This is a genomic window from Paracoccus litorisediminis, assembly GCF_009711205.1.
In the GTDB taxonomy this organism is placed as follows: domain Bacteria; phylum Pseudomonadota; class Alphaproteobacteria; order Rhodobacterales; family Rhodobacteraceae; genus Paracoccus; species Paracoccus litorisediminis.
The window spans coordinates 231,577-258,075 of record NZ_WMIG01000004.1; the positions used below are offsets into that span (position 1 = coordinate 231,577).

A 26,499-nucleotide genomic window follows, 5' to 3' on the forward strand; every position below is an offset into this window, starting at 1 on the left:
TGGGCTCGACCCAAACCTGCCGCGCCGGATGCCTCCGGCGCTCCAAGGAGAAATACATGATGACCCGACTACGTCCGACCCTGACGGTGGCCACGATCGCGCTGCTGGCCGGCCTGCCCGCACTGGCCCAGTCCCCCGTCCCTGCTCCGGACGCACCGCCGCCTTCGCATATGATGGGTCACCACGGGATGCCGCATATGGCCAAACTGACCGTGACCGGAGAGGCCAGCGCCACCGCCGAGCCTGATCTGGCAATCATCACGCTGGGCGTCAGCACCGAGGGTGACTCGGCCGCCGCCGCCATGTCCGAGAACTCGACCCGCCAGAAGGCCGTCATCGACGCGCTGACCGCCGAGGGGATCGAGGCGCGCGACATCCAGACCTCGGGTCTGAACCTGTCGCCGCGCATGCAATACGACAACAACCAGCCGCCGAAAATGGTCGGCTATACCGCGCAGAACAGCGTTACCGTGCGTGTGCGCGACATCGCCGGTCTGGGCGCGGTCCTGGACAAGCTGGTCGCCACCGGCGCCAATGAGATCAGCGGCATCAGCTTTGCCCGCGAGGATCTGGAAGCCGCGCAGGATCAGGCCCGCGCCGACGCGGTCAAGGACGCCCGCCGCCGCGCCGAACTGATGGCCGAGGCTGCCGGGCTGAAGCTGGGCAATATCCGCGCCCTGGCCGACAACCCGGTCAGCGAGGGGCCGCGCCCGGTCATGGCGATGCGCGCCGAGGCCAAGGCCGACAGCTCGGTTCCGATCGCGGCGGGTGAGCTGGAGATCAACGCCCGTGTTTCGGCAGTGTTCGATCTGCTGCCGATCGACGCGCCGGATGCGCCGGTTCCGCCGCCCGCATCGGCCAACTGAATTTCGGGAAAGCCGGCGGAAACCATTCCGCCGGCTTTCTTTTTCAGGCAGTCGCTGCCGCCAGCGCCTGATCCAGATCGGCGATCAGGTCGGCCGGGTCCTCGATCCCGATGGACAGGCGCACCACGTCAGGTCCGGCACCTGCGGCGATCTTCTGTTCGTCGGAAAGCTGGCTATGGGTGGTCGAGGCCGAATGGATGACCAGTGAACGAGCATCCCCCAGATTGGCGACATGGCTGAACAGTTTCAGGCTGTCCACCAGCTTCACCGCCGCGTCATAGCCGCCCTTGATCGAGAAGGTGAAAAGCGCACCCGCCCCCTTGGGATAGACCCGCTTTGCCGTGGTATTCCACGGCGACGAGGCCAGCCCCGCATAGGTCACCGACAGGACGCGCGGGTCTTTCTCCAGCCATTCCGCGACCTTCTGGGCGTTTGCGACATGTTTTTCCATGCGCAGGCCAAGGGTCTCGATCCCCATCAGCGTGTAATGCGCCCCCTGCGGATTCATGGTCATGCCCAGATCGCGCAGGCCGATGGCGATGGAGTGGAAGGTATAGGCCAGATTGCCGAAGGCCTTATGGAAGGTCAGGCCGTGATAGGCGGGCTCGGGCTGGGACAGGCTGGGGAACTTGTCCGAGGCCGACCAGTCGAAGCGGCCGCTGTCAATGACCACGCCGCCCGTCACCGTGCCATTGCCGGTAAGGTATTTGGTCAGGCTGTGGACGACGATGGTCGCCCCCATCTCGATCGGTTTGCACAGCCACGGCGAGGCCAGCGTATTGTCGACGATCAATGGTAGGCCCAGTTCGTCGGCAAGCTTCGCAACTGCCGGAATATCGGTGACATAGCCGCCAGGATTGCTGATCGATTCACAGAAAATGGCGCGGGTGTTTTCATCCACGGCGGCACGCAGCGCATCGAGATCGTCCAGATCGACGAATTTCGCCCCCCAGCCAAAGCGCTTGATGGTCTGGCTGAATTGCGTGATGGTTCCGCCGTAAAGCCTTGTCGAGGCGACGACATTCTTCCCCGGCCCCATCAACGGGAACAGCGCCATGATCTGCGCCGCATGGCCTGAGGAACAGCAGACCGCACCCGCGCCCCCCTCCATCGCCGCAAGACGGTTCTGCAGCGCCGCGACCGTCGGATTGGTCAGGCGCGAATAGATATAGCCCAGTTCCTGAAGCCCAAAGAGCCGCGCGGCATGGGCGGCGTCTTTGAAGACATAGGCCGTGGTCTGGTAGATCGGCACCTGCCGTGCCCCTGTCGCCGGGTCGGGCGCCGCCCCAGCATGGATGGCGAGCGTATCAAAGCCCCAGTTCTCGGACATTGGCGATCCTCCTATAGCCTCGGGCGAGACTAGGGGCGGGTCAGGGCATGTGGCAATGGGGAAGAAAATTCCCAGCCGCCCTGCTTGTGGCACGGCGGCTGTGGGTATTTGTGAAACGGTGAAACCGCTTAGGCGCCGAGTTGGCGGACCAGCGCGGCGAGGCGTTCGGTCGAAGGATCGTGGCCGGGCGCGGGTTGGTCTTCCAGCAGCGGCGCGACTTTCAGCGCCAGTTCCTTGCCCAATTCCACGCCCCATTGATCGAAGCTGTTGATGCCAAGGATGACGCCTTCGACAAACACGCGATGTTCGTAAAGGGCGACGATCTGGCCCAGGGTGCGGGGGGTGAGCTCGCGGTACAGCAGCGTCGTCGAGGGACGGTTGCCCGGGAAGACGCGGTGGCGGGACTGACGCTCCAGCTCGGCCCCCGTAAGGCCCTTGGCGCGCATGAGGTCGCGGGCCTCGTCCAGCGAGCGGCCGCGCATCAGCGCCTCGGATTGCGCCAGGCAGTTTGCGGCCAAAAGCAGGTGCTGATGTGCAAGTTCGGGTTCATGGCCGCGCGCCGCCAGCATGAATTCGCAGGGGATGACCTGCGTGCCCTGATGGATCAGCTGATAGAAGGCGTGCTGACCGTTGGTCCCCGGCTCGCCCCAGATCACCGGGCCCGAGGCAAAGGGCAGGTCGCTGCCATCCATGGCCACGCGCTTGCCGTTCGATTCCATTTCCAGCTGCTGAAGATAGGCCGGCAACCGGGCAAGGCGGTTGTCATAGGGCAGCACGGCGCGCGAGCCGTAGCCGCAGACCTGATTGTGCCAAAGCCCGACCAGCGCGAGGATGACTGGCAGGTTGTCCGCCAGTGGTGCGGTCTGGAAATGCTGGTCCATCGCGGCGGCACCGGAGAGGAAGTCGTCGAATGCCTCGGGGCCGATGGCGATCATCAGCGACAGGCCGATCGGTCCCCACATCGAGTAACGGCCACCGACCCAGTCCTCGAAGCCGAAGACGCGGGCGGGATCGATGCCCCATGCGCCGGTGCGGTCGGTGGCGGAACTCAGCGCTGCGAATTGCGCCGCCGGGTCGCTGACCGCCTGCGCCATCCAGGCGCGGGCGGTTTCGGCATTGGTCATCGTCTCGATGGTGGTGAAGGTCTTGGAGGCGACGATGACCAGCGTCGTCGCCGGATCAAGGCCCGCCAGCGCATCGGCAATATCTGCCCCGTCCACGTTCGAGACGAAATGCACCCGCGGCCCGTCATGCCAGGGCGACAGCGCGCGCGTGGCCATGGCCGGACCCAGATCCGAGCCGCCGATGCCGATATTGACCACATCGGTGATGCGACCGCCCTGTCCGGTGAAACTGCCATCGCGCACGGCGCGGGCGAAATCCGACATGCGGGCATGGGTGGCGCGGATCGCGGGCATCACGTCCTGACCGTCCACGGTCACGCTGCCTTGCAGGTTGCGCAGCGCGGTGTGCAGGACGGCGCGGTCTTCGGTTTCATTGATCCGCTGGCCGGTGAACATCGCCTCGCGCCGGGCGGCGACGGGGGCGGCCAGATCCAGCAACAGATCGCGGGCACCAGCGTCGATGGCGGTCTTGGACCAGTCCAGCACCAGCCCGTCAGCCGAGGTCGAGAAGGTCGTGGCGCGGTCGGGATCGGCGGCAAAGAGGTCGAGGATATGCAGGTCGCCCTGCGCTTGCCGATGCTGGATCAGCGCACTGAAAATCGTGGTCATGTCAGGTCATTCTGCCCAATGGACGGTAATGTCGCCAAGGAAGGCGCGGATCGGGGCGTCTTTCGGGTCCATCGCCTGCGCGCGTTCCAGCGCGGCACGCTTGTCGGCCCCGGTAATCATAAGATGGGTGTGGATCGCCTTTTGCAGCGCGGGCGCGGTCAGGGTGATCCGAGGCTCGTCCTTGACGCTGCGCACGGCCATGACCAGCGGTGCGTCGGGCATCAAAGCCAGCGCGGTTTCATCCGAACCGGGGAACAGGCTGGCCGTATGCATATCGGTCCCCATGCCCAGCAGAAGCACGGTCAGCGGCAGCAGCGGGCGAATTGCGGCGGACAGGCGCTCGGACGCGTCCTCGGGACGTGCATCGCCCGTGTAAAGGTCGATATAGCTGGCCGCCGCCGCATTGCCGGTCAGCAGGTGGCGATGCAGCAGGCGGCTGTTCGAGCGGACATGTTCGCCATCGACCCAGCGTTCGTCGTTCAGGATGACGCTGACCTGCGACCAGTCCAGATCGCTGCCCGAGAGCGTGTCGAATACCGGACCCGGCGTGGTCCCGCCCGGCACGCACAGGCTGGCCGTGGGATTCGTGCGCAGATGCTGGGCAAGCTGACCGGCGATGCGGTTGGCCAGCGACAGGGACAGCATCTCGCGGTCGGGATATTCGACGAATTCCAGGGTCACGGCCTGATCTCCCTCCAGCGGCGGTTGTCGCGGTGCAGCAGGCGCAGGGCCTCTTCGGGACCGCTTGAGCCCGCATCATAGGGTTCCGGACGCTTCGATCCAGCCTCCCATTCGGCGATGATCGGATCGGTCCATGCCCATGCCGCCTCGACCTCGTCGCCACGCATGAACAGGGTCTGGTTGCCGCGGATCACGTCCATGATCAGGCGTTCGTAAGCGTCGGGCATGTCGGTGCCATTCGCGCCAAGCGCGTCGGCAAAGCTCATGTCCAGCGGCACCTGCACCAGACGCATCCCCCCCGGCCCCGGTTCCTTGATCATCACGGTCAAGTCCATGCCCTCGTTCGGTTGCAGCTTGATGACAAGCTGGTTCGAGCGCGGGCCGTCGGATTCGTCAAAGATCGAATGCGGCGGTGCCTTGAAAGTGACCACAATCTCGCTGGTGCGGGCACGCAGCTTCTTGCCGGTGCGCAGATAGAAGGGCGTGCCGGTCCAGCGCCAATTGGCGATGTTCACCTTGAGCGCGACATAGCTTTCGGTGCGGGAATCGGGGTTTTCCGCGTCCTTGAGATAATCCGAGCCATCCGGGCTGCCGCGATACTGGCCGCGCACGATGTCGCCCGGCTCCAGCGGTTCCAGCGCGCGGATCACCTTCAGCTTTTCGTCGCGCACCGCGTCGGGGTCAAAGTGATAGGGCGGCTCCATCGCGATCAGGCACAGAAGCTGCATCATGTGGTTCTGGACCATGTCGCGGATCGCGCCGGAATGGTCGTAATATTCGCCGCGCCCGCCGACACCCACCGTCTCGGCCACGGTGATCTGGACGTGATCGACGTATTGCGCGTTCCACAGCGGCTCGAACAGCATATTGGCGAAGCGCACCGCCATCAGGTTCTGGACGGTTTCTTTGCCCAGATAATGGTCGATCCGGTAGATCTGGTTTTCCGCGAAATGCCGGGCCAGCGTCGCGTTCAGGTCGCGCGCGGTGGCAAGGTCGCGGCCAAAGGGCTTTTCGACCACGATGCGGCTGTGCTGATCGGCAATGCCGTTTTCGGCCAGCCGCTGGGCGATGTCGCCAAACAGCGCCGGCGCGACCGAGAAGTAAAAGGCATGAACGACGCCGGGGCGGATGCGGGATTTCAGCTCGGCCCAGCCGTCGCTGCCGCGCGCGTCAATGGCGACATAGCCCAGATGGTTCAGGAAATCGTCGATCTGCGAGAGGTCATCGCCCTTGCCCGCGAATTCGCGGATGGCGGCGCGGGCTTCCTCGCGAAAGGCCTTGTCATCCTGCTTGGTGCGGGCCGCGCCGATGATCTGGGCCGAGGCCGGGATCTGGCCCGCGACATAGCGCCGGTACAGGCCCGGCAGGATCTTGCGATGGGCCAGATCGCCCGTCGCGCCAAAGATCACAAGGTCGAATTCGTCCACCGGAATGATGCGTGAAACCATCTGCCCCTCCTCATCGTTCGGCTTGGGACTACCGTTTGATAGCGGTAACATCAACCCTGCCCTCATCTTTGTCGTATCCTGTGCTTAACCGCGTGGCGGCGCAACATCGGACCCTGCCAGTCGCGTGATGGCCTTGGCAAGACGGGGCAGTCTGGCGCGCCGCATCAATTCCTTGTGCGGAATTTCTCCGCCTGCCTGACGGGCACGGGCCTCGGTCGCGGCTATGGCATCGGTCACGGCTTCCGGCGCGGACAGATAGATCTCGCGCAGGAATTCGTCGGGATGGATCGCCTGCAGCCCGACGGCGGCCAACGTCCCGCGCGGGAAATCGCGCAGGTTCGCTGTGACGATATGGCTGGCGCCTGCGGCCAGCGCCGCCTCGACCACGTGGCGGTCGGCGGGGTCGGGCAAATCCAGCCCCTCGGCCCCGCCCGAAGGCGCGACCATCGCGGCGGGAAAGCGGTCCTGCAGCAGGGCGATCTCGACCCCGGCCGAGACCCCCTGCCGGTCGGCTGCCAGCCGCCATTCGTCAAGAATGCGCTGCGACCAGAAGGGCTGGAACTGCCCCGTGCCCGCGACATCGGCGAGGATCTCCCTCAGCACGGTCGGGTAAAGCACGCAGGCGTCCAGAACCGCCTTCATCCGTCAAGCCGGAAGAACAGCGCCTTGAGATAGCCCGACTCGGCCAGTTGCGGCAGGGTCGGATGGTCGGGACCGGCCTGACCGGTATGCAGCAACTGCATCCGCCGTCCGCCCCGCCCGATGCCGCGTGCGCTGGCGTTGCGGAAGGCCGACAGGTCCGCCGCATGGCTGCACGAGCACAGGCCCAGATAGCCGCCCGGCGCGACCAAGGGCGCGGCCAGCTTCGCCACCCGCTCATAAGCGCGCAGACCGGCTTCAAGCGCCTGTTTCGAGGGCGCAAAGGCCGGTGGGTCGCAAATGACCACGTCGAATTGCGCGCCCTCGGCCTGCAGCGCTTCCAACTGGTCAAAGGCATCGCCTTGGCGCGTGGTCAGCCGATCCTCGGCACCCATGGCCTTGGCCCCGCCTCGCGCCAGTTCAAGCGCCGCAGCCGAGCCGTCGACGCAGGTCGTATGCTCGGCCCCCGTGGCCAGCGCCGCCAGACCGAAGCCGCCGACATGCGAGAACACGTCCAGCACCCGCGCGCCCTTGGCCAGTCGTTGCGCAAAGGCATGGTTCGGGCGCTGGTCATAGAACAGCCCGGTCTTTTGCCCCTGGGTCAGGTCGGCCAGATAGGTCGCGCCATTCATCGATACCTCGACCGGGCCGTTGACGGCGCCGGACAGGATCTCGGTCCGCTCGTCCAGCCCCTCAAGGCTGCGCACGCGGCCCTGACCGTTCAGGATCACGGTCGAGACGCCGGTGACATCGCGCAGTGCGGCGGCAATATCCTCGATCATGCGATCGGCCCAGGCCGAGTTCGGCTGGATCACGGCAGCATCGCCGAAACGGTCGATGATGGTGCCGGGCAAGCCGTCGGCCTCGGCATGGATCAGGCGATAGAAGGGGCGATCAAACAGCCGCTCGCGCAGGGCCAGTGCCCGCGTCAGTTTCGCGGCGATCCACTCGCGGGTGATGCGGACCTCGGGGTCGGGGTCCATCATCCGCGCGGTGATCTTGGAATTCGTGTTCACGGTGACCACGCCCATCGGGCGACGCTCGGCATCCTCAAGGATGGCAAAGCTGCCGGCGGGAATGGCGCGGGTGCGGCGGTCGACCACCAGTTCATCCGCGAAAACCCAAGGGAAGCCGTGGCGGATGGCCTGCGGTTTCGACTTCGGACGCAGGCGGATAATGGGCAGTTCTTGGGTCATTTCGGGCCTCTTTGGATCGCGGCAGGATTGGCACGGCGGCGCGCGCGGGGCAAGAGTGGTGCGGTTGTATCGTTACCGCTAACGTCCTATAAGGCCGTCAGGAGGACGCCAGCCATGACCCTGCACGCCACCGTCGACAAAGTGACCGACCGCATCCGCGAACGCTCGGCCAAGACCCGCGCCGCCTATGAGGCCAAGATCGCCCGCGCCGCCGAAGATGGCCCGCGCCGCGCGCATCTTTCCTGCGGAAATCAGGCACATGCCTATGCCGCAATGCCCGACAAGGCGGATTTCGCCACCACGCGCAAACCGAATATCGGTGTGGTGACAGCCTATAACGACATGCTGTCCGCCCACCAGCCTTATGAGCATTACCCCGAGATCATCCGCCGCGCCGCCCATGCCGCAGGCGCCACCGCACAAGTCGCAGGCGGTGTCCCCGCGATGTGCGACGGGGTGACGCAGGGTCGCGCCGGGATGGAGCTGTCGCTGTTCTCGCGCGATGTCATTGCACTGGCGGCTGGCGTCGCGCTGTCCCATGACACGTTCGACGCGGCGCTGTATCTGGGCGTCTGCGACAAGATCGTGCCGGGTCTGGTCATTGCCGCGGCGACTTTCGGCCATATTCCTGCGGTCTTTGTGCCTGCCGGGCCGATGCCTTCGGGCCTGCCCAATGACGAAAAATCCAAGGTCCGCCAGCAATTCGCCACCGGCGAAGTCGGGCGCGAGGCCCTGATGGCCGCCGAGATGGCCAGCTATCACAGCGCCGGAACCTGCACCTTCTATGGCACCGCGAACTCGAACCAGATGCTGATGGAGTTCATGGGCCTGCATTTGCCGGGTTCAAGCTTCGTCAACCCGAACACGCCCCTGCGCGATGCGCTGACCACGGCAGCGGTCAGCCGCGCCGCCAGCATCACCCGGCTGGGCAACGATTTCCTGCCCGCGGGCGAGGTGCTGGACGAGCGCGCCTTCGTCAACGGCATCGTCGGGCTGATGTCCACCGGCGGCTCGACCAACCTGATCCTGCATCTGCCCGCCATGGCGCGGGCGGCGGGCGTGCTGCTGGACCTCGAAGATTTCCACGACCTGTCGGAATGCGTGCCGCTGATGGCGCGGGTCTATCCGAACGGGCTGGCCGACGTGAACCATTTCCACGCTGCCGGAGGCCTCGGCTTCATGATCGGACGGCTGCTGGATGCGGGCCTGCTGCATCAGGACGTGCGCACCATCGCGGGCGGCGGGCTGGATTTGTATGCACAAGAGCCCCGCCTTCAGGGCAATCAGGTGCATTGGGTCGATGGCGCACGAGAATCGCTGAACGACAAGATCCTGCGCCCGGCCTCCGATCCCTTTGCCGCGACGGGCGGGTTGAAACAGCTTTCGGGTAATCTGGGCCGGGGTGTCATCAAGGTCTCTGCCGTCGCACCCGAGCGCCACATCATCGAGGCCCCTGCCCGCGTCTTTGCCGATCAGGAAGAGGTCAAGGCCGCCTTCAAGCGTGGCGAGTTCACCACCGACACCATCGTCGTTGTCCGCTTTCAGGGACCGCGTGCCAATGGCATGCCCGAGCTGCATTCGCTGACCCCGACGCTGGCGGTGTTGCAGGATCGCGGGTTGCGCGTGGCACTGGTCACCGACGGGCGGATGTCCGGCGCCTCGGGCAAGGTTCCGGCGGCGATCCATGTCTCGCCCGAGGCCGCGAATGGCGGACCCTTGGCGCGGGTGCAGGATGGCGACATCATCCGGCTGGATGCGGTCGCGGGGACGCTGGAATGCCTTGCCCCGGATTTCGCCGGGCGTACCCCCGCAACCTACGACCCCGCCGCCAATGCCGAAGGCATGGGCCGCGAGTTGTTCAGCGCCTTCCGCGCCCATGTCAGCCCGGCGACCGAAGGCGCGGCCATCGTCGTCTGACGGGCCACCTGATCCGGGTGGCTAATGGGCCGCCCGGAACGAGATCAGATGGCTTGGTCCGCCCTGCCCCGGAAACTCGCGGCGATGCGCAAAGCTGATCACGCGGATCACCTCGGCACCTTCCTCGGGTCGGACAAAGACCATCCGCAGGTTGTCCCTCGCCTTCGGCTCGGCGATTGCAAACACCCGCGCATCCACCCGGAACCGCCGCCCCGAGCGCGAGACATGCGCCAGTTCCGGCAGGTGTCTTTCGACGCCCGCACGCAGGTCCAGCAGATGGCTGAGACGCCCGGCGCAACGCTCGGCCAGATCGAGAAGCACCCAGACCGGACGGCCGATCACCTCATCCCGCGTATATCCGATCAGGCGCAGGTAGCTGTGGTTGATCGCAACGATCCGGCCCACGCTATCCAGAACAAGAACCGCAGGGTGGCTGTGCAGCGCGGGCAGCACCGCATCCGTCCCACATATCAGCGAAATATCATCAGACATGGGCAAACTCCGTTCGGGTTCACCCTATCCCTAGGCCAGATCGCCTAAGATTCGGTTAGCGGGCAGAGTTTTCCGCAGCCTGCGACAGCGGCGGGCCAAAGCGCTGGATCAGCCGGTCGCGGATCTGGTCGCGGATCTGGCGATACAGCGCCAGCTTTGCCTCGCGTCCCTCGGCCAGACCGGTCGGATCCATGATCGGCCAGTATTCGACCTCCAGATGCGCGATGCGGGTCAATTCCAGCGCCTGCCGCTGGCTGGCCGGGGACAGCGCCACCACCAGATCGAAACTGCCCAGATCGTCGCCCCATTCCTTCATCTCGTCGAAGGAACGGGATCGGTGCTTGGAGATTTCGACGCCGATTTCGTTGCAGACGGCGATGGCAAAGCCGTCCACCTCCATGTCGTTCTTGACCCCGGCCGATTGCACATAGGCCACGCGACCGTAGAAATGCTTCATCATTCCTTCGGCCATGGGCGAGCGGATCGCGTTGTGATCGCAGCAGAACAGTATCGAACCTGGGATCTGTCCCGCCACGGCTTACTCCGGGATAAGGGCGCAGATCAGGGTGAAAAGTCGCCGGGAGGTGTCGATGTCGATGACCGCCTTACCTTCCAGCCGCTCTTGCAGGGTGCGGGCCCCTTCATTGTGAATGCCGCGCCGGGCCATGTCTATCGCCTCGATCTGGGCGGGCGGCAGGCGCTTTACCGCATCGAAATAACTGGCGCAGATCTGGAAGTAGTCCTTGACGGTCTGGCGGAACGGGCCAAGCGCCAGATGGAACTCGGCCACGCGCTCGCCGCCATCGGTCGAGATGTCAAAGACCAGCCGCTTTTCGCGCAAGGCAAGGATCAGCGCATAGGGACCGGCGGGGGCGGGCTGCCCCTCGCGGCCGGGCAGGCTGAAGCTGTTTTCTTCGAGCAGGTCGAAAATGGCGACGCGGCGGTCCTGCTCCATCTCGGCCGAGGCCGGAGGCAGCGCGCTGTCGTCGATCGAGATGCGGACGATCCGGGCAGGGGGCTGTCTCATGCACCGCCCCGGTTCAGGGCCCGGATACGGGCCGCGACCGAAAGGCCGTGGGCCGAAAGCCCCTCGGAAGCCGCCAGACGCACCGCAGCCGGGCCGATCGCCCCCAGCGCCTCGGGCGTCAGCCGCGCCATCGTCGTGCGCTTGAGGAAATCCATCACCGACAGCCCCGACGAGAACCGCGCCGAACGCGCCGTCGGCAGGACGTGGTTCGGGCCGCTGACGTAATCGCCGACCGCCTCGGGGGTCCAGCCGCCAAGGAAGATCGCCCCGGCATGGCGGGTCTTGCGCGACAGCGCCTCGGGGTCCGAGACGCAAAGCTCAAGATGCTCGGGGGCGACGCGGTCAGAAAGCTTGGCCGCCTCATCCAGATCACGCGTCACGATGACGGTGCCATAATCGCGCCAGCTGGCACCGGCGACGGCAGCGCGGGGCAGCGTCGGCAGGATGCGCTCAACCTCGGCCACGACGGCGCGGGCCAGTGCATCGTCGGGGGTCACCAGAATCGACTGGGCGTCGGCGTCATGTTCGGCCTGTGCCAGCAGGTCCAGCGCCAGCCATTCGGGGTTCTGTTCGCCTTCGGCAATGATCAGCACCTCGGAGGGGCCGGCGATCATGTCGATGCCGACGCGGCCAAAGACATGACGCTTGGCCGCCGCGACATAGGCATTGCCGGGGCCGGTAATCTTGTCGACAGGACGGATGGTTTCGGTGCCATAGGCCATGGCCGCAATCGCCTGCGCCCCGCCGATGCGGTAGATTTCATCGACGCCTGCGAGTTCGGCGGCCAGCAGCACCAGCGGATTGACGATGCCATCCGGGGTGGGCACGCAGATCACCAGACGCTCAACACCCGCCACGCGCGCGGGAATCGCATTCATCAGGACCGAGGAGGGGTAGCTCGCCTGCCCGCCCGGCACATAGAGCCCGGCCGCTGAAACCGGCGTCCAGCGCCAGCCCAGGGTCGCGCCCTCGGGGTCGGTCCATTCCATGTCCTCGGGGATCTGGCGGGCGTGATAGGCGCGGATGCGTTCCGCGGCCAGCGCCAACGCCGCGCGATCCTCGGGCGAGACCTTGGCGGTTTCCGCGGCGATTTCGGCCTTGGAGAAGGCGATCCCGCCCGGCGCAAGCTGCAACCGGTCGAAGCGGCCGGTCAGATCAAGCAGCGCCTCGTCGCCCCTTTCGCGGACATCCGCGATGATCGCGCTGACAGCCTCGTTCACATCGGCCGCGTCCTCGCGCTTCATCGACAGCATGTCGAGGAAACGCTGTTCAAAATCGGGCTGGGCGGTCGAGAGATGAAGGGGCATGGTCACGCTCGCGATATAGGAACTTGTTAGCGGCTGGAGCCAGACGGCTCAAGCGGCGATCACGGTGGGTTTGCGGCGGGCGCGACGCCTGGACGCGCCGCCGCAATTGGGTATTTGGGAACGGTGAGACCCGAAGGTCAGGTTCAATCCTGCGGATGTTCGGGGGCGCGGCGCGAGGGCGCGATATAGGGGCGGGTCACGTCGCGCAGTTCCACATTCAGGCACTCCGCGTCGATGACCAGCGTGCCGTCGCCTGCGAATTCCAGATGCAGCCGCCCCGTGCCGTCCTGTCCCGCTTCCCATTTGAGCGCGAGCAGTTCCAGAATCAGGTCGCTGTCGGCGCGGTCGATGCCGTCGCTTTGCACGCGCTGCACGTCCGAGATCAGCAGGACGGCGCGGACCCGCTCATAGGGGCGATCCTCGCGCTTTGCCTGTTCGGCATCCTCCCAGCGGAAGCGGTTCAGCAGCAAGGCCAGCTGGCGCTGGCGCATGTCATAGGAAATTTCGGTCACCGGCAGGATCGAATCCTGCACCAGCGCCGAAATCACCGTCAGGTCGTCCATATCCGCAGCGGCCAATGCAAGCGGCGCGGGATCAGCATCGGTGAAGCGTGCATCACTCATCAGCGGTGACCCCCTTGATGCGTTCAATGTCGGCTCCGACGCCGCGCAGCTTGCGCACGACTTTTTCATAGCCGCGATCAAGGTGATAGACGCGGCTGACCACGGTTTCACCTTCGGCGGCCAGACCGGCAAGGATCAGACTGACCGAGGCGCGCAGGTCCGTCGCCATCACGCGGGCACCGCGCAGCTTGCTGGTGCCGTGGACGGTGGCGTGGCCGCCATGAACGTCGATGCGCGCACCCATGCGGATCAGTTCCGGGGCATGCATGAAGCGGTTCTCGAAGATCTTTTCCTCAAGCACCGAGGTACCCTCGGCGGTGCAAAGCAGCGCCATCATCTGCGCCTGCAGGTCGGTCGGGAAGCCGGGGAAGGGCTCGGTCACGACATCGACGGCCCGCACGCGGCCATTCTTGCGCGAGACTTTCAGTCCGCGATCGGTTTCGGTGACGTCGATTCCGGCCTCGTCCAGCTTTTCGCAGAAGGCGGCGACCAGATCGATGCGACCACCAAGGCATTCCACCTCGCCGCCGCAGATGGCCGGGGCCAGCATGTAGGTGCCCAGTTCGATCCGGTCGGTCACGACCGGATGGGTCGCGCCGCCCAGCGTCTGCACGCCTTCGATGGTGATGGTCGAGGTACCCTCGCCATCGATATGCGCGCCCATGCGACGCAGGCATTGCGCCAGATCGACGATCTCGGGTTCGCGTGCGGCGTTCTTGATCACGGTGGTGCCGCGGGCCAGCGTGGCGGCCAGCAGCGCGTTTTCCGTGGCCCCGACCGAGACGATCGGGAAGTCGATGACCGCGCCCTTCAGCCCGCCTGCGGGGGCTTTCGCATGGACATAGCCGTCGCGCAGGTCCAATTGCGCGCCCATGGCCTCGAAGGCCTTCAGGTGCAGGTCGACGGGACGCGCACCGATGGCGCAGCCGCCGGGCAGCGACACGATCGCATGGCCGTCGCGCGCCAGCATCGGCCCCAGAACCAGGATCGAGGCCCGCATCTTGCGCACGATCTCGTAATCGGCGGTGTGGTTGTTCAGGTCATGACTGGACAGCGTCAGCACCTGACCTTCCTGCAGGCTGGCGACCTCGGCCCCCAGCGATTGCAGCAGCGCCGTCATCGTGCGGATGTCGGACAGCCGCGGCGCGTTGGTCAGCGTCAACGGCTGATCGGTCAGCAGCGTCGCCGGCATAAGCGTCAGGCAGGCATTCTTGGCACCTGTGATCGGGATCTCGCCCTTGAGCGGCCCGTTCCCCCTTACGATGATCTGATCCATCTATTCCTCGTTCTCGGACGATTTGGCGGCCGGAGCCGCGTCCTGCACCCGTTGGTCATCCTCGGGGAGATCCTCATGCGACGCGCGCGCCCGGCTTTGCGCCTTGCGGCGGGCCAGATTGGCCCGGAGGGCGGCTTTCAGCCGTGCCTCACGGGGGTCGGCGGCTTGCGGTGGTCGGGGTCCCTTGGTCATGCGCCCCTGTTACCCTTTGCGCGGGCTTGCGTCCAGCACGGCGGATTCGGGTGATTTGACGAAAATTCCAATTTTTTGTTTTTCTCCTCTTGCGCCCCCCGAACGCTCGGTCTAAACGCCCCTCCAACGGCGCTGCGGTAGCTCAGTGGTAGAGCACTCCCTTGGTAAGGGAGAGGTCGAGAGTTCAATCCTCTCTCGCAGCACCAGAAAAATCCCCTTGATTTTGAATGGTTTTCAGATGCGCCGCGCCTTGCGCCGCTCCGAACCGCATTTCCCACGCACCTCCGAATGACCCGCGCGAAGTTTCGACCGATCCCGTCGCGATATCTCCTTTGGCCGTCATGATCCTGTTGTATCCGGCAGGCATTCTCCGGACCCGTAGACCCCCAAACGTAAGTCGCGCCCGGCAGTCCCCCTGCCGGGCGTTTTCTATCCGCTGTACTGGACCTCTAGGGATCGGGGGGCTAAGCATGCGACTGCGCCGACCGACTGGAGGAGAAGGTTCGGGCGCTTCCCGATTTTCAGGAATGCTCCGGGGAGGACATGACCGACAGCTTGCTTATTCTTGCCGCCGGGTTTCTGGGCGGCATGCTGAATGCCGTCGCCGGAGGCGGCACGTTCATCACATTTCCCGCCCTGGTCGCCAGCGGCGTGCCGGTGGTCATGGCCAATGCGACCAGCACCGTTGCCGCATTGCCCGGCTATCTGTCCTCGGCGATCGGCTTTCGCCACGAGATCGCGCAGATCGACCGCAGACTGGTGCTGCGGCTGACCATGCAGACTCTGCTGGGCGGGATCGTTGGCTCGGCGCTGCTGCTGGTATCGTCGAATACGGCCTTTGCATTCCTGGTGCCGTTCCTGCTGCTGGCGGCGACGCTGATCTTCCTGTGGGGCGGCAAGGTCCGGCAATGGGCGGGCGCGCATCGCAATGCCGTTGCCCCCTTCAGTGCCGGGACGATGATTCCCGTGGCGGTCTATGGCGGCTATTTCAACGGCGGGCTGGGCATCATCCTGCTGGCGCTGTTCGCGCTGTGGGGGATGACCGACCTGAACCGCATGAACGGGCTGAAAACCTGGCTGTCCTTTGCGCTGTCGGTGATTGCGCTGGGTATCTTTGCCGTCGGCGGTCAGGTCGCCTGGGCCCCCGCCGCGGTAATGAGCGTGGGCACCATCCTTGGCGGCTATATGGGGCCGCCTTTGGCACGTCGCATCCCGATGCCCTTGCTGCGGGCATTGATTGCGGCCGTCGGCTTTGGCATGACGGCGCTGTTCTTCTGGCGGCTTCTCTGACGCCAGCCCAAACCGAAAGGAACTACAATGTCCGACATCAAACGCATCGAGACCGGCGCCCGCATGAGCCAGGCCGTCGTCCATAACGGCATCGTCTATCTGGCAGGCCAAGTCGGCAAGCCCGGCGAAAGCGTCACGGACCAGACCAAGGAAGTTCTGGCCCAGATCGACCGTCTGCTGGCCGAATGCGGTTCGGACAAGACCCGCATCCTGACCGCTCAGATCTGGCTGGCCGACATGGCGAACTTCGCCGAGATGAACGCTGTCTGGGACGCCTGGGTCCCGGCTGGCAACGCCCCCGCCCGCGCCACCGGCGAATCGGCGCTGGCTACCCCCGACTACAAGGTCGAGATCATCGTGGTTGCCGCGCAGAACTAAGCGCATCCATGACGGAGCGCGCGGCGCGCAGGCCCGGAGCCTCGCCGCCGCGCCCCAACCGCTGCATGGTCAGCGCCATGGCCTCATGCTGCGCGGCTTGCGCCTGCGGGTCTTCGATCAGATCGTAAAGCGCTTTGGACATCGGGCCGGGCTGGCATTTGCGACCCAGAAACTCGGGCACGACCCGTGTCTCGCTAACCAGATTCACCAAGGTCACCGTATCGGTCTTGAGCAGCAGCCCGATCAACATCCGGCTAAGCGGGGCCACGTCATAGCCGATCACCATCGGCACATCATTCGCCGCCAGATCCAGACTGACCGTCCCCGAGGCCGCCAGCGCCAGATCGGCCGCGGCAAAGGCCGCCTTTCGTTCATCATCAGTGTCGACCACGATCGGCGCGGTCGGCCAGCGCTTGGTCATGTCGCGCACCAGTCCGGCGACGCCCCGTACCGTCGGGATCACGACCCGGATCTCGGGAACGCGGTCGCGCAACTGCATCAGGGCTTCGTCAAAGCGGGGACCAAGGCGGGCGACCTCGCCACGGCGCGAACCGGGCAGGCACAGGATCAGCGGGGCATCTGGCGCGATGTCATGGGCGACGCGAAAGGCCGCGCCCTGTTCGCGGGTGGCCACGGGTTCGGCAGCGATCGGATGGCCGACGAAATCGCAGCTCATGCCGGCGGCCTGCATATAGGGCGGCTCAAAGGGCAGGATCGCCAGCACATGGTCGATGACCTTGGCCATTTTCGTCGCGCGCCCGGACCGCCAGGCCCAGACCGAGGGAGCGACGTAATGGATGGTCTTCAGGTCGGGAACCAGTGCGCGCGCCTGCCGCGCCACGCGCAGGCAGAAATCCGGGCTGTCGATGGTGATCAGCACATCAGGTCGCGCCTCGGCCACGGCCCGCGCCGTCTGAGCGATCCGCGCCTTGAGTTGGCGGTATTTCGGCAGCACCTCGACGATGCCCATGACCGACAGCTCTTCCATCGGGAACAGGCTGTCCAGTCCCTGCGCGGCCATCGACGGCCCACCCACGCCGAGGAATTCCGCATCCTGATCGAGGCTTTTCAGACCGGCCATCAACGGCCCGCCCAGATTATCGCCCGAAGGCTCGCCAGCGATCAGGAAGAATTTCATAAGCTTGCTCCGGTTGCGCCGCCCCGGTTTGGGTATTTGTGAAACGAAGAAATCGCCAAGGGCTTTCTTCGTTTCTTAAATACCCAATTCACGCCCGCGCCCACAGGAACAGACCGGCGTCATGGGCCAGACGCACCGATTCTTCCCGGTCCAGCAGGATGACGCTACCCGCCTCCCAGACAATGCCGCCCAGTCCCGCATCTGCGGCCTGTCTGACGGTATCGGGACCGATGGTCGGCAGGTCGATGCGACGGTCCTGGCCCGGCTTGGGGGCCTTGTACAGCACACCCTTGGCCCCTTTCGGGTCGGGCTTCAGCCCGGCATGGAGACGCGCAAATTCCAGCATCGCCTGGGTGCCGGGCAGTGCCTCGACCGCAAGGCACAGGCCCTGCGCCACGACCGCGCCTTGGCCAACATCCAGCGGCCCAAGGCCGTGGACGATCTCGGACGCACGGGCGGCATCCTTCTGGTCGCGAGAACTGGGTTCGCCGGTCAGGACACCCTCACCGGGGACCAGTTCGGGCAGGACCTCGTCGACCGAGACGATATGGATTCCGGCCTCTTCGAACAGATCAAGGACGGCGCGCAGGGCAGCATCGTCACCCGATTGCATGCCCATCAGGATGCGCGGCACGATGGCCATGGTGCGCGGGTCGAACAGGCCGGGCTCGATCCGGGGACGGCGGATTGCGCCCGCAAAGACGGCCTGCGTCACCCCGAGTTCAGTCAATTCGTCAAGGAAGGGGATCAGGCGCTCCAGCCGGAACGGCTTGGCGGCGACTTCCGGGGTCAGATGCTCCAGCGCATAGACAAGCGGCTCGTCCAGCGCGGCGGCGACGGCAGAGGCCAGATGCCCCTCGCCTGCGATCAAGGCAATGCGGCTCATGAATGGGGGGCCAGGAAGCTGCGGTCCGACGGACCAAGGATGAAATCAAGCACTTCGCGCACCATCGGGCCGGTTTCCTCGTCGGCCATCTGGCGGGCGGTGTCGCGGAAGCTGCCCTCGCCCAGACGCGACAGCATGTTGCGCAGCGCGTGCAGTTCCTCGCGCGAGGCGCCGCGGCGCTTGAGGCCGACGAAATTCAGCCCGTCCAGCTGGCCGCGCGGCCCCTGCACGAGGCCGAAGGGAATGACATCCGCCGTCACCATGGTCAGTGCGCCGATCATCGCGCCGCGACCGATGCGGACGAATTGGTGGACACCGGCAAGGCCGCCGATGGTCACATCATCCTCGACCACGCAATGCCCTGCAAGGGCGGCATGGTTGACGATGGTGACGCGGTTGCCGACCTGACAGTCATGGGCGACATGACTGCCGGCAAGGAAGAGCCCGTCATCGCCGACGCGGGTGATGCCGCCACCGCCCTCGGTGCCGGGGTTCATGGTCACGTGTTCACGGATGCGGTTGCGAGCGCCGATCACCAGACGGGTGCGCTCACCCTTGAACTTGCGATCCTGCGGCACTTCCCCGATCGAGGCGAACGAAAAAATCTGCGTCTCATCCCCGATTTCCGTGTCGCCGGTGACGACGACGTGGGACTTCAGCACCACGCCCCGGCCTAGTGTGACCTCGGGGCCGACGACGCAGAAGGGGCCGATCTCGCAGCCCTCGCCGATCTTCGCGGCGGGGTCGATGACGGCCGAGGGGTGGATCAGCGCCTCAGCCATTGTCGCCACGGTTCAGCATCGCCATCACCTCGGCCTCGGCGGCAAGGACGCCGTTGACGATGGCGCGGCCCTCGAATTTCCAGACCTTGCCGCCACCGCGCAGGGTCTTCATGTGCAGTTCCAGCACGTCGCCGGGCACGACCTTGGCGCGGAAGCGGCATTTGTCGATCGACATGAAATAGGTGCCCATGCCCTTGTCGGCCAGATCAAGGCTGACGCCGACCAGCACGGCGGCGGCCTGCGCCATCGCCTCGATGATCAGCACGCCCGGCATCACCGGCTCTTGCGGGAAGTGGCCCTCGAAATGCGGCTCATTCGAGGTCACGTTCTTGATCCCGACGCAGCTTTCGCTCGGGACGATGTCGCGAACCTTGTCGACCAGCAGGAAGGGATAACGATGCGGCAGGATGCGCTTGATCGTGGCCAGATCGACTTCGGTCGGCGGGATGTAGGTGGTCTCGTCGGCGGCCATCGCGGCGGTCCTCTTGAACTGTTTTGGTTTGCCTAGCAATGAGCGGCCGAATTGGCAAGTTTGGCGCCGATTCACGTCAGGTCCGACGCAGGCGCCAACCCCTGCCCTCGGCCAGCCAACCGGCCAGAGCCAGACCCGAGATGATCGCCAGCCACGCCCAGCCCGGCAGCAAGGGCCGATGGGTGATGCCGGTGGTCGAACTGGCCCCACGCGGGGTAATCGCGATCCAGTCCCCCGAGACGCCCTGCCCATGCGCGGGCCGCCCCTCGCGCACGGTGCGCAGGCTGGGGATGCCATCGGACAGGCGCAGTACCGCGCCTTGCGTAACCTCAGGCAATGAACCCAGTTTCTCGCCCGAGGCGACGGTTTCCTCGAATTCGCGGGGCGCGGCCGGGCCAAGCGCCATGACGCGGGTGATGTCGCCGTCGGTCATCCGATACAGGCCCGGCCCCGGCGCGGTCCAGCGCGCGGTGAAACGACCCGGCCCGATCGGCGCAAGCTCGACCGTCACCGTCTGGCCGTCGGGACGGGTGATGCGGACGGGCTTGGCGATCTCGGCCATGGTCCGTCGCGTGATCGTGACCGAAAGTTCGCCCGAGACATCGGCCAGCAGGGCCTCTTCCTCAAGCTCGGGTTCCTTCATCGACCAATGGGCGATGCGGCGCAGCAGTTCCAATTGCGGCCCACCGCCTTCGAAACCGCGCCCCCACAGCCAGACCTGATCCGAGTTCAGCATGGCGACGCGGCCCTTGCCGACCCGGTTCATGATCAGCAGCGGCTGATCCTCGGCCCCGGTCATCACCACCTGCGCGCGGGAATCGGGGATCACCTGAGACATGCGCAGCCAGCGACCCCAATGGCTGTCAGACCCCTCGCGAGGCGCGCCCGGCAGGCCCGCCGTGACCGGGTGGCGCTGGCCGTCCTCGGTCAGGCGGGGCAGGAAGGGCTGGTCATAGATCCGCCCCGTCGGCCGCCCCGGCAAGATCGCCCCTAGGGGCGACAGGTTCAGGCTTTCGACAGACGACATTTCCGGCCCGGCCGAGACCAGAACCGCGCCCCCCTCTTCGACATAGCGGCGGATATTGTCGTAATATTGCGGCATCAGGATGCCGCGCACCTTGTAGCGGTCAAAGATGATCAGGTCGAAATCGCGGATGCGCTCAAGGAACAGCTCCTGCGTCGGAAAGGCGATCAGCGACATTTCATCGACGGGAACCGCGTCCATCTTGTCCGGCGGGCGCAGGATGGTGAAATGGATCAGGTCGACATTGGTGTCCGACTTCAACAGGTTGCGCCATGTGCGTTCACCTGCATGCGGCTCGCCCGAAATCAGCAGCACCCGCAACCGGTCGCGCACGCCCTGAATCTGGATCGCGGCCGAGTTGTTGCGATCGGTCAGTTCGGGGGTATCGGCCACCGGCGCATCGAAACCGATCGAGACCACGTTCTGCCCGGCATGTTGGGGCACCACCGGCAGGTCCAGCGGGATGCCGGGCGGCAGGTCAAGGCTGCGGCTTTGTTCACCGTCGATCAGCACCCGCAGCTTTGCGGGCGACGCGGCAATGGCGGCGGGAACCGCGCCCTGATCCTCGATCCGCACCCGGATGGTGACGGGCTGGTCGATCAAGCCATAGGCAGGGGACTCCTCGACGACCAGCCGCCGGTCCCAGTCGCCCGGCGCACCGGTCAGCAGGACATGAACCGGCGCGGGGGCGGTCTTTGGCAGCATGGCCGGGTCATGGGACTGGCCATCGGTCACCGCAATCACCCCGGCGACGCGGGTCTGGGGTTCGGCGGCCAAGGCACGGGTCAGGGCCGCGCCGATCAGCGTGCCATCCTCGGCATCCGAGACGGTGACGCGGCGGATCTCGGTATCGGGCAGCGTGGCAAGCTGGCGCTCCAGCCCGGCCAGCGCGGCGTCGGTCTGCTCGGTTCGGCCCGGCAGGGACTGGCTGGCACTGCGGTCGTCCAGCAGGATCACGATATCGGACAGCTTGTTGCGAATGCCCGATTCCAGCGCCGGCCCGGCCAGTGCGGCAGCCACCGCCAGCCCGGCCAACCCACGCAGCGCCCAGCCACGCAATCCCCGCCACAGCGACCAGATGGTGACCAGCACCGCCAGCCCGGCGATTGCCGCGACCAGCGGCCAGCCCAGCAGCGGATCGAAGCTGAGACCGGTCACTGCATCACCTCTTCGCTGCGCAGGCGTTCCAGCAACGCCGGAACATGGACCTGATCGGATTTGTAGTTTCCGGTCAGCACATACATGATCAGGTTCACGCCAAAGCGGTAAGCCATCTCGCGCTGACGCTCGCCATCAAGGCCCGAGCCCACGGTGAACAGCGGCAGGCCGTTTTCGCCGATGGCCCAAGCCTCGGCCCAGGAATTGCCACCGATGATGACCGGCGACACCCCATCGTTGAGAATGCGAAAGGGCACGCCTTCGCTGGCCTCGGCTCCGGCGGGTGGGGCCTCGGCCCAGACATCGCGGCCGTAATAGCGTCCGGGGAAATCCTGCAGCAGATAAAAGCTGCGGGTCAGCACGTGATCGCCCGGGATCGGGGCCAGCGCTGGAATGTCCAATGGCGCGGCCAGACGGCGCAGCGCCCCCGCCCCCTCGGGACCGCCCAGCCCGGCAATATCACCGTCGCGGGTGTCGAACAGGATCATCCCGCCCGAGCGCAGGAAATGGTTCATCCGGACATAGGCCAAGGGCGAGGGCTGCGGCTGATCCTCGGTGACCGGCCAATACAGGAATGTCAGCAGCGACAGGTCGTCCTGATCCAGATTGATGCCGATCGGTTCGCCCGGCTCGACCGTGGTGCGGTCGGTCAGGACCTGCGACAACCCGCGCAACCCGGCCTCGGATGCCGCATCCACCTCGGAATCGCCGGTAACGACATAGGCCAGCGCGACCTCATCCGCGGCGCGGATCAGGCGCGGATCAGGGTCCTGCGCCTGCGCAAGCGATGCGATCAGCAGGAAGGGGGCCAGCAGGAACCAGATCATGCCGCCACCTTTCCACGGCGGATGGGCCCGCCTGCCAGCCAAGCGCTGCCCAGCGCGTCCAGCGCGAACAGCAACGCCGCCAGCCCGATCAGCCAGCCACGCAGATCGATGCCGGGGGCACGGCGCGCGGCCTCGACGGTGACGCCGGGCCATGTCGCCTCGCGCATCGGGCCGCCCGCATTCAGCGCAATCGCCCTTTCGCCCGAGCGGTAAAGCCCGGCAGGCGCGCCCGGAGCGGGGCCCTTGGCGAATTCCGCAGCCGGAACGGGAACCGGGTCCTGCGACGTGGACAGGCGGCCGAACCCGTCCAGCACCTCGACCGGCGTCCAGAAGATGTCGCCCTCGGCCTCGGTTTCGGGCGGGGCAGCGCTGGCGCGGGCGGTCTGGACCAGCCGGTCCAGCATCTGCACGAACAGCCCCGAAATCGCGAGATTCGACCATTCCGCATTGGCCGAGGAATGGAACAGGACCACCTGCCCTTCGCCCAGATCCTCGCGCGTGACCAGCGGTGTGCCGTCGCTCAGCTGAGCCAGTGTCCGCTGCGCCAGTTCCGGCGAGGGCTCGGCCAGAAGCTGGGCGCGGATCATGGCGTCAGCGGGGATCGCCAGCCCGCCGAACGGCCCATCGACGGGGAAAGGCGCGATGGTGCGCGGATCGCCCCAACTGAGCGCGCCGCCGATATCGCGCCCGCCACTACGCAGCCGCACCGGCAGCAAGGGTTCCTCGGTCAGGAATTCGGATGCCGCCATGCGCGGACCGGCGAAACGGATCAGCAGCCCGCCCTGATCCACCCATTCCGTCAGCGCATCGCTTTCGGGAAGCCCGACCAGATCGGCCAGCACGATCACGTCGGGCGCGGCTTGCAACACATCGGACAAGCCGCCCTCGATCAGATCGGTGCGCGGAGCCAGTGCCCGGCGCAGATAATGCAGCGGGGAAAGCAGGCTTTGCCCCTCGCTCGCGCGGTCATCGCCGACCAAGGCAACCTTGCGGCGGCGCACGCTGTCATCGGCCAGCACCACCGCCCCGGCACTGTCCTGCCCGTCCAGCTGAAAGCGGGTGATGCGGTTGCGCAATTCGCTGGGCAGGTCGATCGCAACGGCGCGGGTCGAGATGCCGTTTTCGATCTGTGCGTCCTCAGCGGTCAGGCGCGCCAACTCGCGCGCGGCGCCCTGCGGATCGGTGCCGATGGCCAGCACGTCGGGCGCAGCCCCGCTGGCGGTCGAACGCAGGCGCAGCGACGGCTGATCCCCGGCCACCAGTTGCAGCGATTGGCGCGGCCCTTCAGGCGGCACGACCGTCACCGTGCCGCGTCCGCGCAGGTTCGTCAGCAGCGCGGTACGGCCGGGATGGTCCAACCCGTCGCTGAGCCACAGGACCTGCAATCCCGATTGCGGGGTCTGGCCGAACAGCCGGTCCAGATCCTCGGGGTAGCGCGTCTCCCATGCGGCGGGCTGGAAGGCGCGCAACTGGGCGGCAAGCTCGGTCGCGGGGGCAAAGGGCAGCGCGCCTTCGGAATGTCCGTCCGCCAGCAGCAGCGCCGCAGGCTGACCGCTGGCCGAGGTGCGGTCCAGCGCCCGCAGCGCGCGGGCCTGACGCTGCGGCCAGTCGGGGGCCGCAGCCCAGCCCGCATCCATGACGATCAGCAACGGCCCCTGCCCGCCCTGTTCCGGCGCGGGCTTCCAGATCGGGCCAGCAAAGCCAAGGATCAGCGCCGCAATCGCCAGCACGCGCAACAGCAGCAGCCACCACGGCGTATGGCGCGCGACCGGCTGCGGGTCCTTCAACCCGATCAGCAGCCGCGTGCCGGGAAAGCGCAGCACCTTGGGCGAAGGCGGCATGACCCGCAGGATCAGCCAGATCACCGGCAATGCCGCCAATGCGGCCAGCAGCCAAGGGGTCAGGAAGCCAAGTGGACCAAGGACCAGCATCACCCCTCCAGCACGGACCACAGCCAGAGCAGCGCCTGCGCCGGCGGCGCGCCGGTATCATGGGTGCCGAAATGCCAACCCGCATTCAACGCGGCGCGGGACAGGCTGGCGCGCCGATCCGCAAGCCGCGCCAGATAGGCCTCGCGCAGGCCGCTGGCATCGCGGGTGTCGTGGCTCAGCGCGCCGCTGGCCGACCGGAACAGCACCGCCCCGCCATAGGGAAAGCCTTCCTCGTCGGGGTCCAGCACCTGCAGCGCCGCGCCCTGCACCCCGGCAGCCGCCGCCCGGTCCAGAAAATCCAGCATCGGGGCGGGATCGCCCAGAAAATCGTCGATCATGATCAGCCGCTGACCGGGACGCAGAATGTCGCTCGCCGGGGCGTCGTCATCGCGGGTCAGCACCTCGCGCCGCACCAGCGCATCGGCGATGCGTTCGGCCTGCAAGCGGCCCGGACGCGGCGGCTGCCCGGCCAAGGCGACCCGTTCGCCCCCCTCCAGCAGCGCCATGCCCAGCGCCAAAGCCAGCAGATCGGTCCGCGCACGCTTGCTGGGCCGGTCCGGCCCGCCCGAGAACTCCATCCCCGCCGCCGAGGACACCCAGATCACCGCCGATTGCGCCATCTCGGCCTCGCGGTCGCGCACGAATTGCCCATCCGAGCGGGCCGAGCGCCGCCAGTCGATGCTGCGCGCCGTATCGCCGGGGGCGGCGGGACGGTATTGCCAGAAATCCTCGCCCATCCCGGCGCGGCGCTTGCCATGCAGGCCTGCGGTCAGACTGGCGGCCAGCCGCTCCGCCGACAGCATCAGGGCCGGAAGCCCGGCCGAGGCAGCCTCGGCCCTTGCGCGCAGATCGGCGGGGGACGCGGTCACGCCGCTTCCTGCATCCGGTCGCCAAGCAGACGCGCGATGACGCCCTCGACGGTCTCGCCACGGGCGCGCGCGGCAAAGCTAAGCGCCATGCGGTGACGCAGGACCGGCGCGGCCATTTCCTCGACATCCTCAAGTGTCGGCGCGAAACGGCCGTTCAGGGCGGCGCGGGCGCGGGTCACCAAAGTCAGCGCCTGCGCGGCACGCGGCCCCGGCCCCCAGACCAGCGTTTCGCCCATCCAGCCGGGCGCCTCGGGCGCACCGGGCCGGGCGGCGCGGACCAGATCGAGGATGGCGTTCAGCACGCTTTCACCCACTGGCATCCGGCGGATCAGGGCCTGCGCCGCGATCAACCCCTGCGCGTCAAAGACCGGATGCGCCGCACCCTGCTCGACCCCGGTGGTCGCCAGCAGGATCGCGCGCTCGGTCTCGCGGTCGGGGTAATCCACGTCGATCTGCAGCAGGAAACGGTCCAGCTGCGCCTCGGGCAGCGGATAGGTCCCCTCTTGTTCGATCGGGTTCTGAGTGGCGAGGACATGGAACGGGCGACCCAGCGGGCGATGCTCACCACCGATGGTGACCTCGCCTTCCTGCATGGCCTGCAACAGCGCGGATTGGGTGCGGGGGCTGGCGCGGTTGATCTCATCCGCCATCAACAGCTGGGTGAAAACCGGCCCCTCGATGAAGCGAAACGCCCGGCTGCCATCGGCGCGGATATCCAGCACTTCCGAGCCAAGAATGTCGGCGGGCATCAGGTCGGGGGTGAACTGCACCCGCGCACTGCCCAGACCCAGAACGGTCGACAGCGTATCGACCAGCATGGTCTTGCCCAGACCGGGCTGACCGACCAGAAGCGCATGTCCGCCCGACAAGATCGCGGCCAGAACCTGCTCAACCACGGCGTGCTGGCCGACGAAACGCTGCTCGACGCTGCGGCGGGCCTCAAGCAGCCTTGCGGTCAGCGTCTGGACATCGGAGACAAGTTGTTCATCCTCGGTCATGACAATGCCTCTTTTCTGA

Annotated in this window: 24 protein-coding genes, 1 tRNA gene and 1 pseudogene; 5 read left to right on the forward strand and 21 right to left on the reverse strand. The window is 66.4% G+C overall.

The features are described from left to right. The first annotated feature begins 56 nt into the window (after positions 1-56). The gene (locus tag GL300_RS11180) at positions 57-866 is read left to right on the forward strand and encodes an SIMPL domain-containing protein (RefSeq protein WP_246195148.1); all 810 of its coding nucleotides are present in this window, start codon (positions 57-59) and stop codon (positions 864-866) included. Between the two features lie 43 nt (positions 867-909). Here the strand turns inward: GL300_RS11180 and GL300_RS11185 are convergent, their stop codons facing one another. The 6 genes from GL300_RS11185 to GL300_RS11210 form a co-directional block, all read right to left on the reverse strand. After that, positions 910-2,196: an O-acetylhomoserine aminocarboxypropyltransferase/cysteine synthase family protein gene (locus tag GL300_RS11185; protein WP_155039701.1), complete on the reverse strand. Its 1,287-nt coding sequence runs from the start codon at positions 2,194-2,196 to the stop codon at positions 910-912. 128 nt (positions 2,197-2,324) lie between these two features. Next, the gene (gene pgi, locus GL300_RS11190) at positions 2,325-3,929 is read right to left on the reverse strand and encodes a glucose-6-phosphate isomerase (RefSeq protein ID WP_155039702.1); all 1,605 of its coding nucleotides are present in this window, start codon (positions 3,927-3,929) and stop codon (positions 2,325-2,327) included. A gap of 6 nt (positions 3,930-3,935) precedes the next feature. Continuing rightward, positions 3,936-4,604: a 6-phosphogluconolactonase gene (gene pgl, locus GL300_RS11195; protein ID WP_192336431.1), complete on the reverse strand. Its 669-nt coding sequence runs from the start codon at positions 4,602-4,604 to the stop codon at positions 3,936-3,938. Positions 4,605-4,606: 2 nt separating this feature from the next. After that, complete coding sequence (zwf, locus tag GL300_RS11200; protein WP_155039703.1) at positions 4,607-6,058, reverse strand: glucose-6-phosphate dehydrogenase; 1,452 nt, start codon at positions 6,056-6,058, stop codon at positions 4,607-4,609. 84 nt (positions 6,059-6,142) lie between these two features. Next, on the reverse strand, positions 6,143-6,700 hold the full coding sequence (locus GL300_RS11205; RefSeq protein ID WP_155039704.1) for an RSP_2648 family PIN domain-containing protein: 558 nt from the start codon (positions 6,698-6,700) through the stop codon (positions 6,143-6,145). Then, positions 6,697-7,893: an RSP_2647 family RNA methyltransferase gene (locus GL300_RS11210; protein ID WP_155039705.1), complete on the reverse strand. Its 1,197-nt coding sequence runs from the start codon at positions 7,891-7,893 to the stop codon at positions 6,697-6,699. The genes GL300_RS11205 and GL300_RS11210 overlap by 4 nt, the downstream gene beginning before the upstream one ends. Positions 7,894-8,007: 114 nt before the next feature. On the opposite strand from GL300_RS11210, the gene edd reads away from it, so the two are divergent. Beyond that, complete coding sequence (gene edd / locus GL300_RS11215) at positions 8,008-9,810, forward strand: phosphogluconate dehydratase (RefSeq protein WP_155039706.1); 1,803 nt, start codon at positions 8,008-8,010, stop codon at positions 9,808-9,810. Positions 9,811-9,831: 21 nt separating this feature from the next. On the opposite strand, the gene GL300_RS11220 is transcribed toward edd, so the two are convergent. The 7 genes from GL300_RS11220 to GL300_RS11250 form a co-directional block, all read right to left on the reverse strand. Continuing rightward, a complete protein-coding gene (locus tag GL300_RS11220; protein ID WP_155039707.1) occupies positions 9,832-10,302 on the reverse strand; it encodes a PAS domain S-box protein in 471 nt (156 codons plus the stop codon). Between the two features lie 55 nt (positions 10,303-10,357). After that, a complete protein-coding gene (locus GL300_RS11225; protein WP_192336390.1) occupies positions 10,358-10,837 on the reverse strand; it encodes an arsenate reductase/protein-tyrosine-phosphatase family protein in 480 nt (159 codons plus the stop codon). 3 nt (positions 10,838-10,840) lie between these two features. Then, positions 10,841-11,329, reverse strand: a complete 489-nt coding sequence (locus GL300_RS11230) for a UPF0262 family protein (RefSeq protein ID WP_155039708.1) — start codon at positions 11,327-11,329, stop codon at positions 10,841-10,843. Beyond that, positions 11,326-12,636, reverse strand: a complete 1,311-nt coding sequence (hisD, locus tag GL300_RS11235) for a histidinol dehydrogenase (protein WP_155039709.1) — start codon at positions 12,634-12,636, stop codon at positions 11,326-11,328. Before hisD ends, GL300_RS11230 begins: the two co-directional genes overlap by 4 nt. A 143-nt stretch (positions 12,637-12,779) precedes the next feature. After that, complete coding sequence (locus GL300_RS11240; RefSeq protein WP_155039710.1) at positions 12,780-13,259, reverse strand: DUF2948 family protein; 480 nt, start codon at positions 13,257-13,259, stop codon at positions 12,780-12,782. Continuing rightward, a complete protein-coding gene (murA, locus tag GL300_RS11245; protein WP_155039711.1) occupies positions 13,252-14,535 on the reverse strand; it encodes a UDP-N-acetylglucosamine 1-carboxyvinyltransferase in 1,284 nt (427 codons plus the stop codon). Before murA ends, GL300_RS11240 begins: the two co-directional genes overlap by 8 nt. Continuing rightward, the gene (locus GL300_RS11250) at positions 14,536-14,727 is read right to left on the reverse strand and encodes a hypothetical protein (protein WP_155039712.1); all 192 of its coding nucleotides are present in this window, start codon (positions 14,725-14,727) and stop codon (positions 14,536-14,538) included. A gap of 131 nt (positions 14,728-14,858) precedes the next feature. Here GL300_RS11250 and GL300_RS11255 point away from each other — a divergent pair. From GL300_RS11255 to GL300_RS11265, 3 genes are all read left to right on the forward strand, one after another. Next, positions 14,859-14,933 (forward strand) — tRNA-Thr (locus GL300_RS11255). A 337-nt stretch (positions 14,934-15,270) separates the two neighbouring features. Then, entirely contained in the window at positions 15,271-16,017 is a 747-nt protein-coding gene (locus GL300_RS11260) for a sulfite exporter TauE/SafE family protein (protein ID WP_155039713.1), read from the forward strand. A 27-nt stretch (positions 16,018-16,044) separates the two neighbouring features. Then, complete coding sequence (locus GL300_RS11265; protein ID WP_155039714.1) at positions 16,045-16,395, forward strand: RidA family protein; 351 nt, start codon at positions 16,045-16,047, stop codon at positions 16,393-16,395. On the opposite strand, the gene lpxB is transcribed toward GL300_RS11265, so the two are convergent. The 8 genes and pseudogenes from lpxB to GL300_RS11305 all read right to left on the reverse strand — a co-directional run bounded on the left by lpxB (position 16,370) and on the right by GL300_RS11305 (position 26,480). After that, complete coding sequence (gene lpxB, locus GL300_RS11270) at positions 16,370-17,533, reverse strand: lipid-A-disaccharide synthase (RefSeq protein ID WP_155039715.1); 1,164 nt, start codon at positions 17,531-17,533, stop codon at positions 16,370-16,372. The genes GL300_RS11265 and lpxB overlap by 26 nt on opposite strands. Positions 17,534-17,621: 88 nt before the next feature. Then, complete coding sequence (locus GL300_RS11275; protein WP_155039716.1) at positions 17,622-18,419, reverse strand: LpxI family protein; 798 nt, start codon at positions 18,417-18,419, stop codon at positions 17,622-17,624. After that, positions 18,416-19,201: an acyl-ACP--UDP-N-acetylglucosamine O-acyltransferase gene (gene lpxA / locus GL300_RS11280; protein WP_155039717.1), complete on the reverse strand. Its 786-nt coding sequence runs from the start codon at positions 19,199-19,201 to the stop codon at positions 18,416-18,418. Before lpxA ends, GL300_RS11275 begins: the two co-directional genes overlap by 4 nt. Beyond that, the gene (gene fabZ / locus GL300_RS11285; protein ID WP_155039718.1) at positions 19,194-19,673 is read right to left on the reverse strand and encodes a 3-hydroxyacyl-ACP dehydratase FabZ; all 480 of its coding nucleotides are present in this window, start codon (positions 19,671-19,673) and stop codon (positions 19,194-19,196) included. Before fabZ ends, lpxA begins: the two co-directional genes overlap by 8 nt. Before the next feature lie 76 nt (positions 19,674-19,749). Continuing rightward, entirely contained in the window at positions 19,750-21,855 is a 2,106-nt protein-coding gene (locus tag GL300_RS11290; protein ID WP_343042998.1) for a hypothetical protein, read from the reverse strand. Further along, positions 21,852-24,613, reverse strand: a pseudogene (locus tag GL300_RS11295) (DUF4159 domain-containing protein). Before GL300_RS11295 ends, GL300_RS11290 begins: the two are co-directional and overlap by 4 nt. After that, positions 24,613-25,482, reverse strand: a complete 870-nt coding sequence (locus tag GL300_RS11300) for a DUF58 domain-containing protein (protein WP_343043001.1) — start codon at positions 25,480-25,482, stop codon at positions 24,613-24,615. The pseudogene GL300_RS11295 and the gene GL300_RS11300 overlap by 1 nt, the downstream one beginning before the upstream one ends. Next, complete coding sequence (locus tag GL300_RS11305; protein ID WP_155039719.1) at positions 25,479-26,480, reverse strand: AAA family ATPase; 1,002 nt, start codon at positions 26,478-26,480, stop codon at positions 25,479-25,481. Before GL300_RS11305 ends, GL300_RS11300 begins: the two co-directional genes overlap by 4 nt. Between the last annotated feature and the right edge of the window lie 19 nt (positions 26,481-26,499).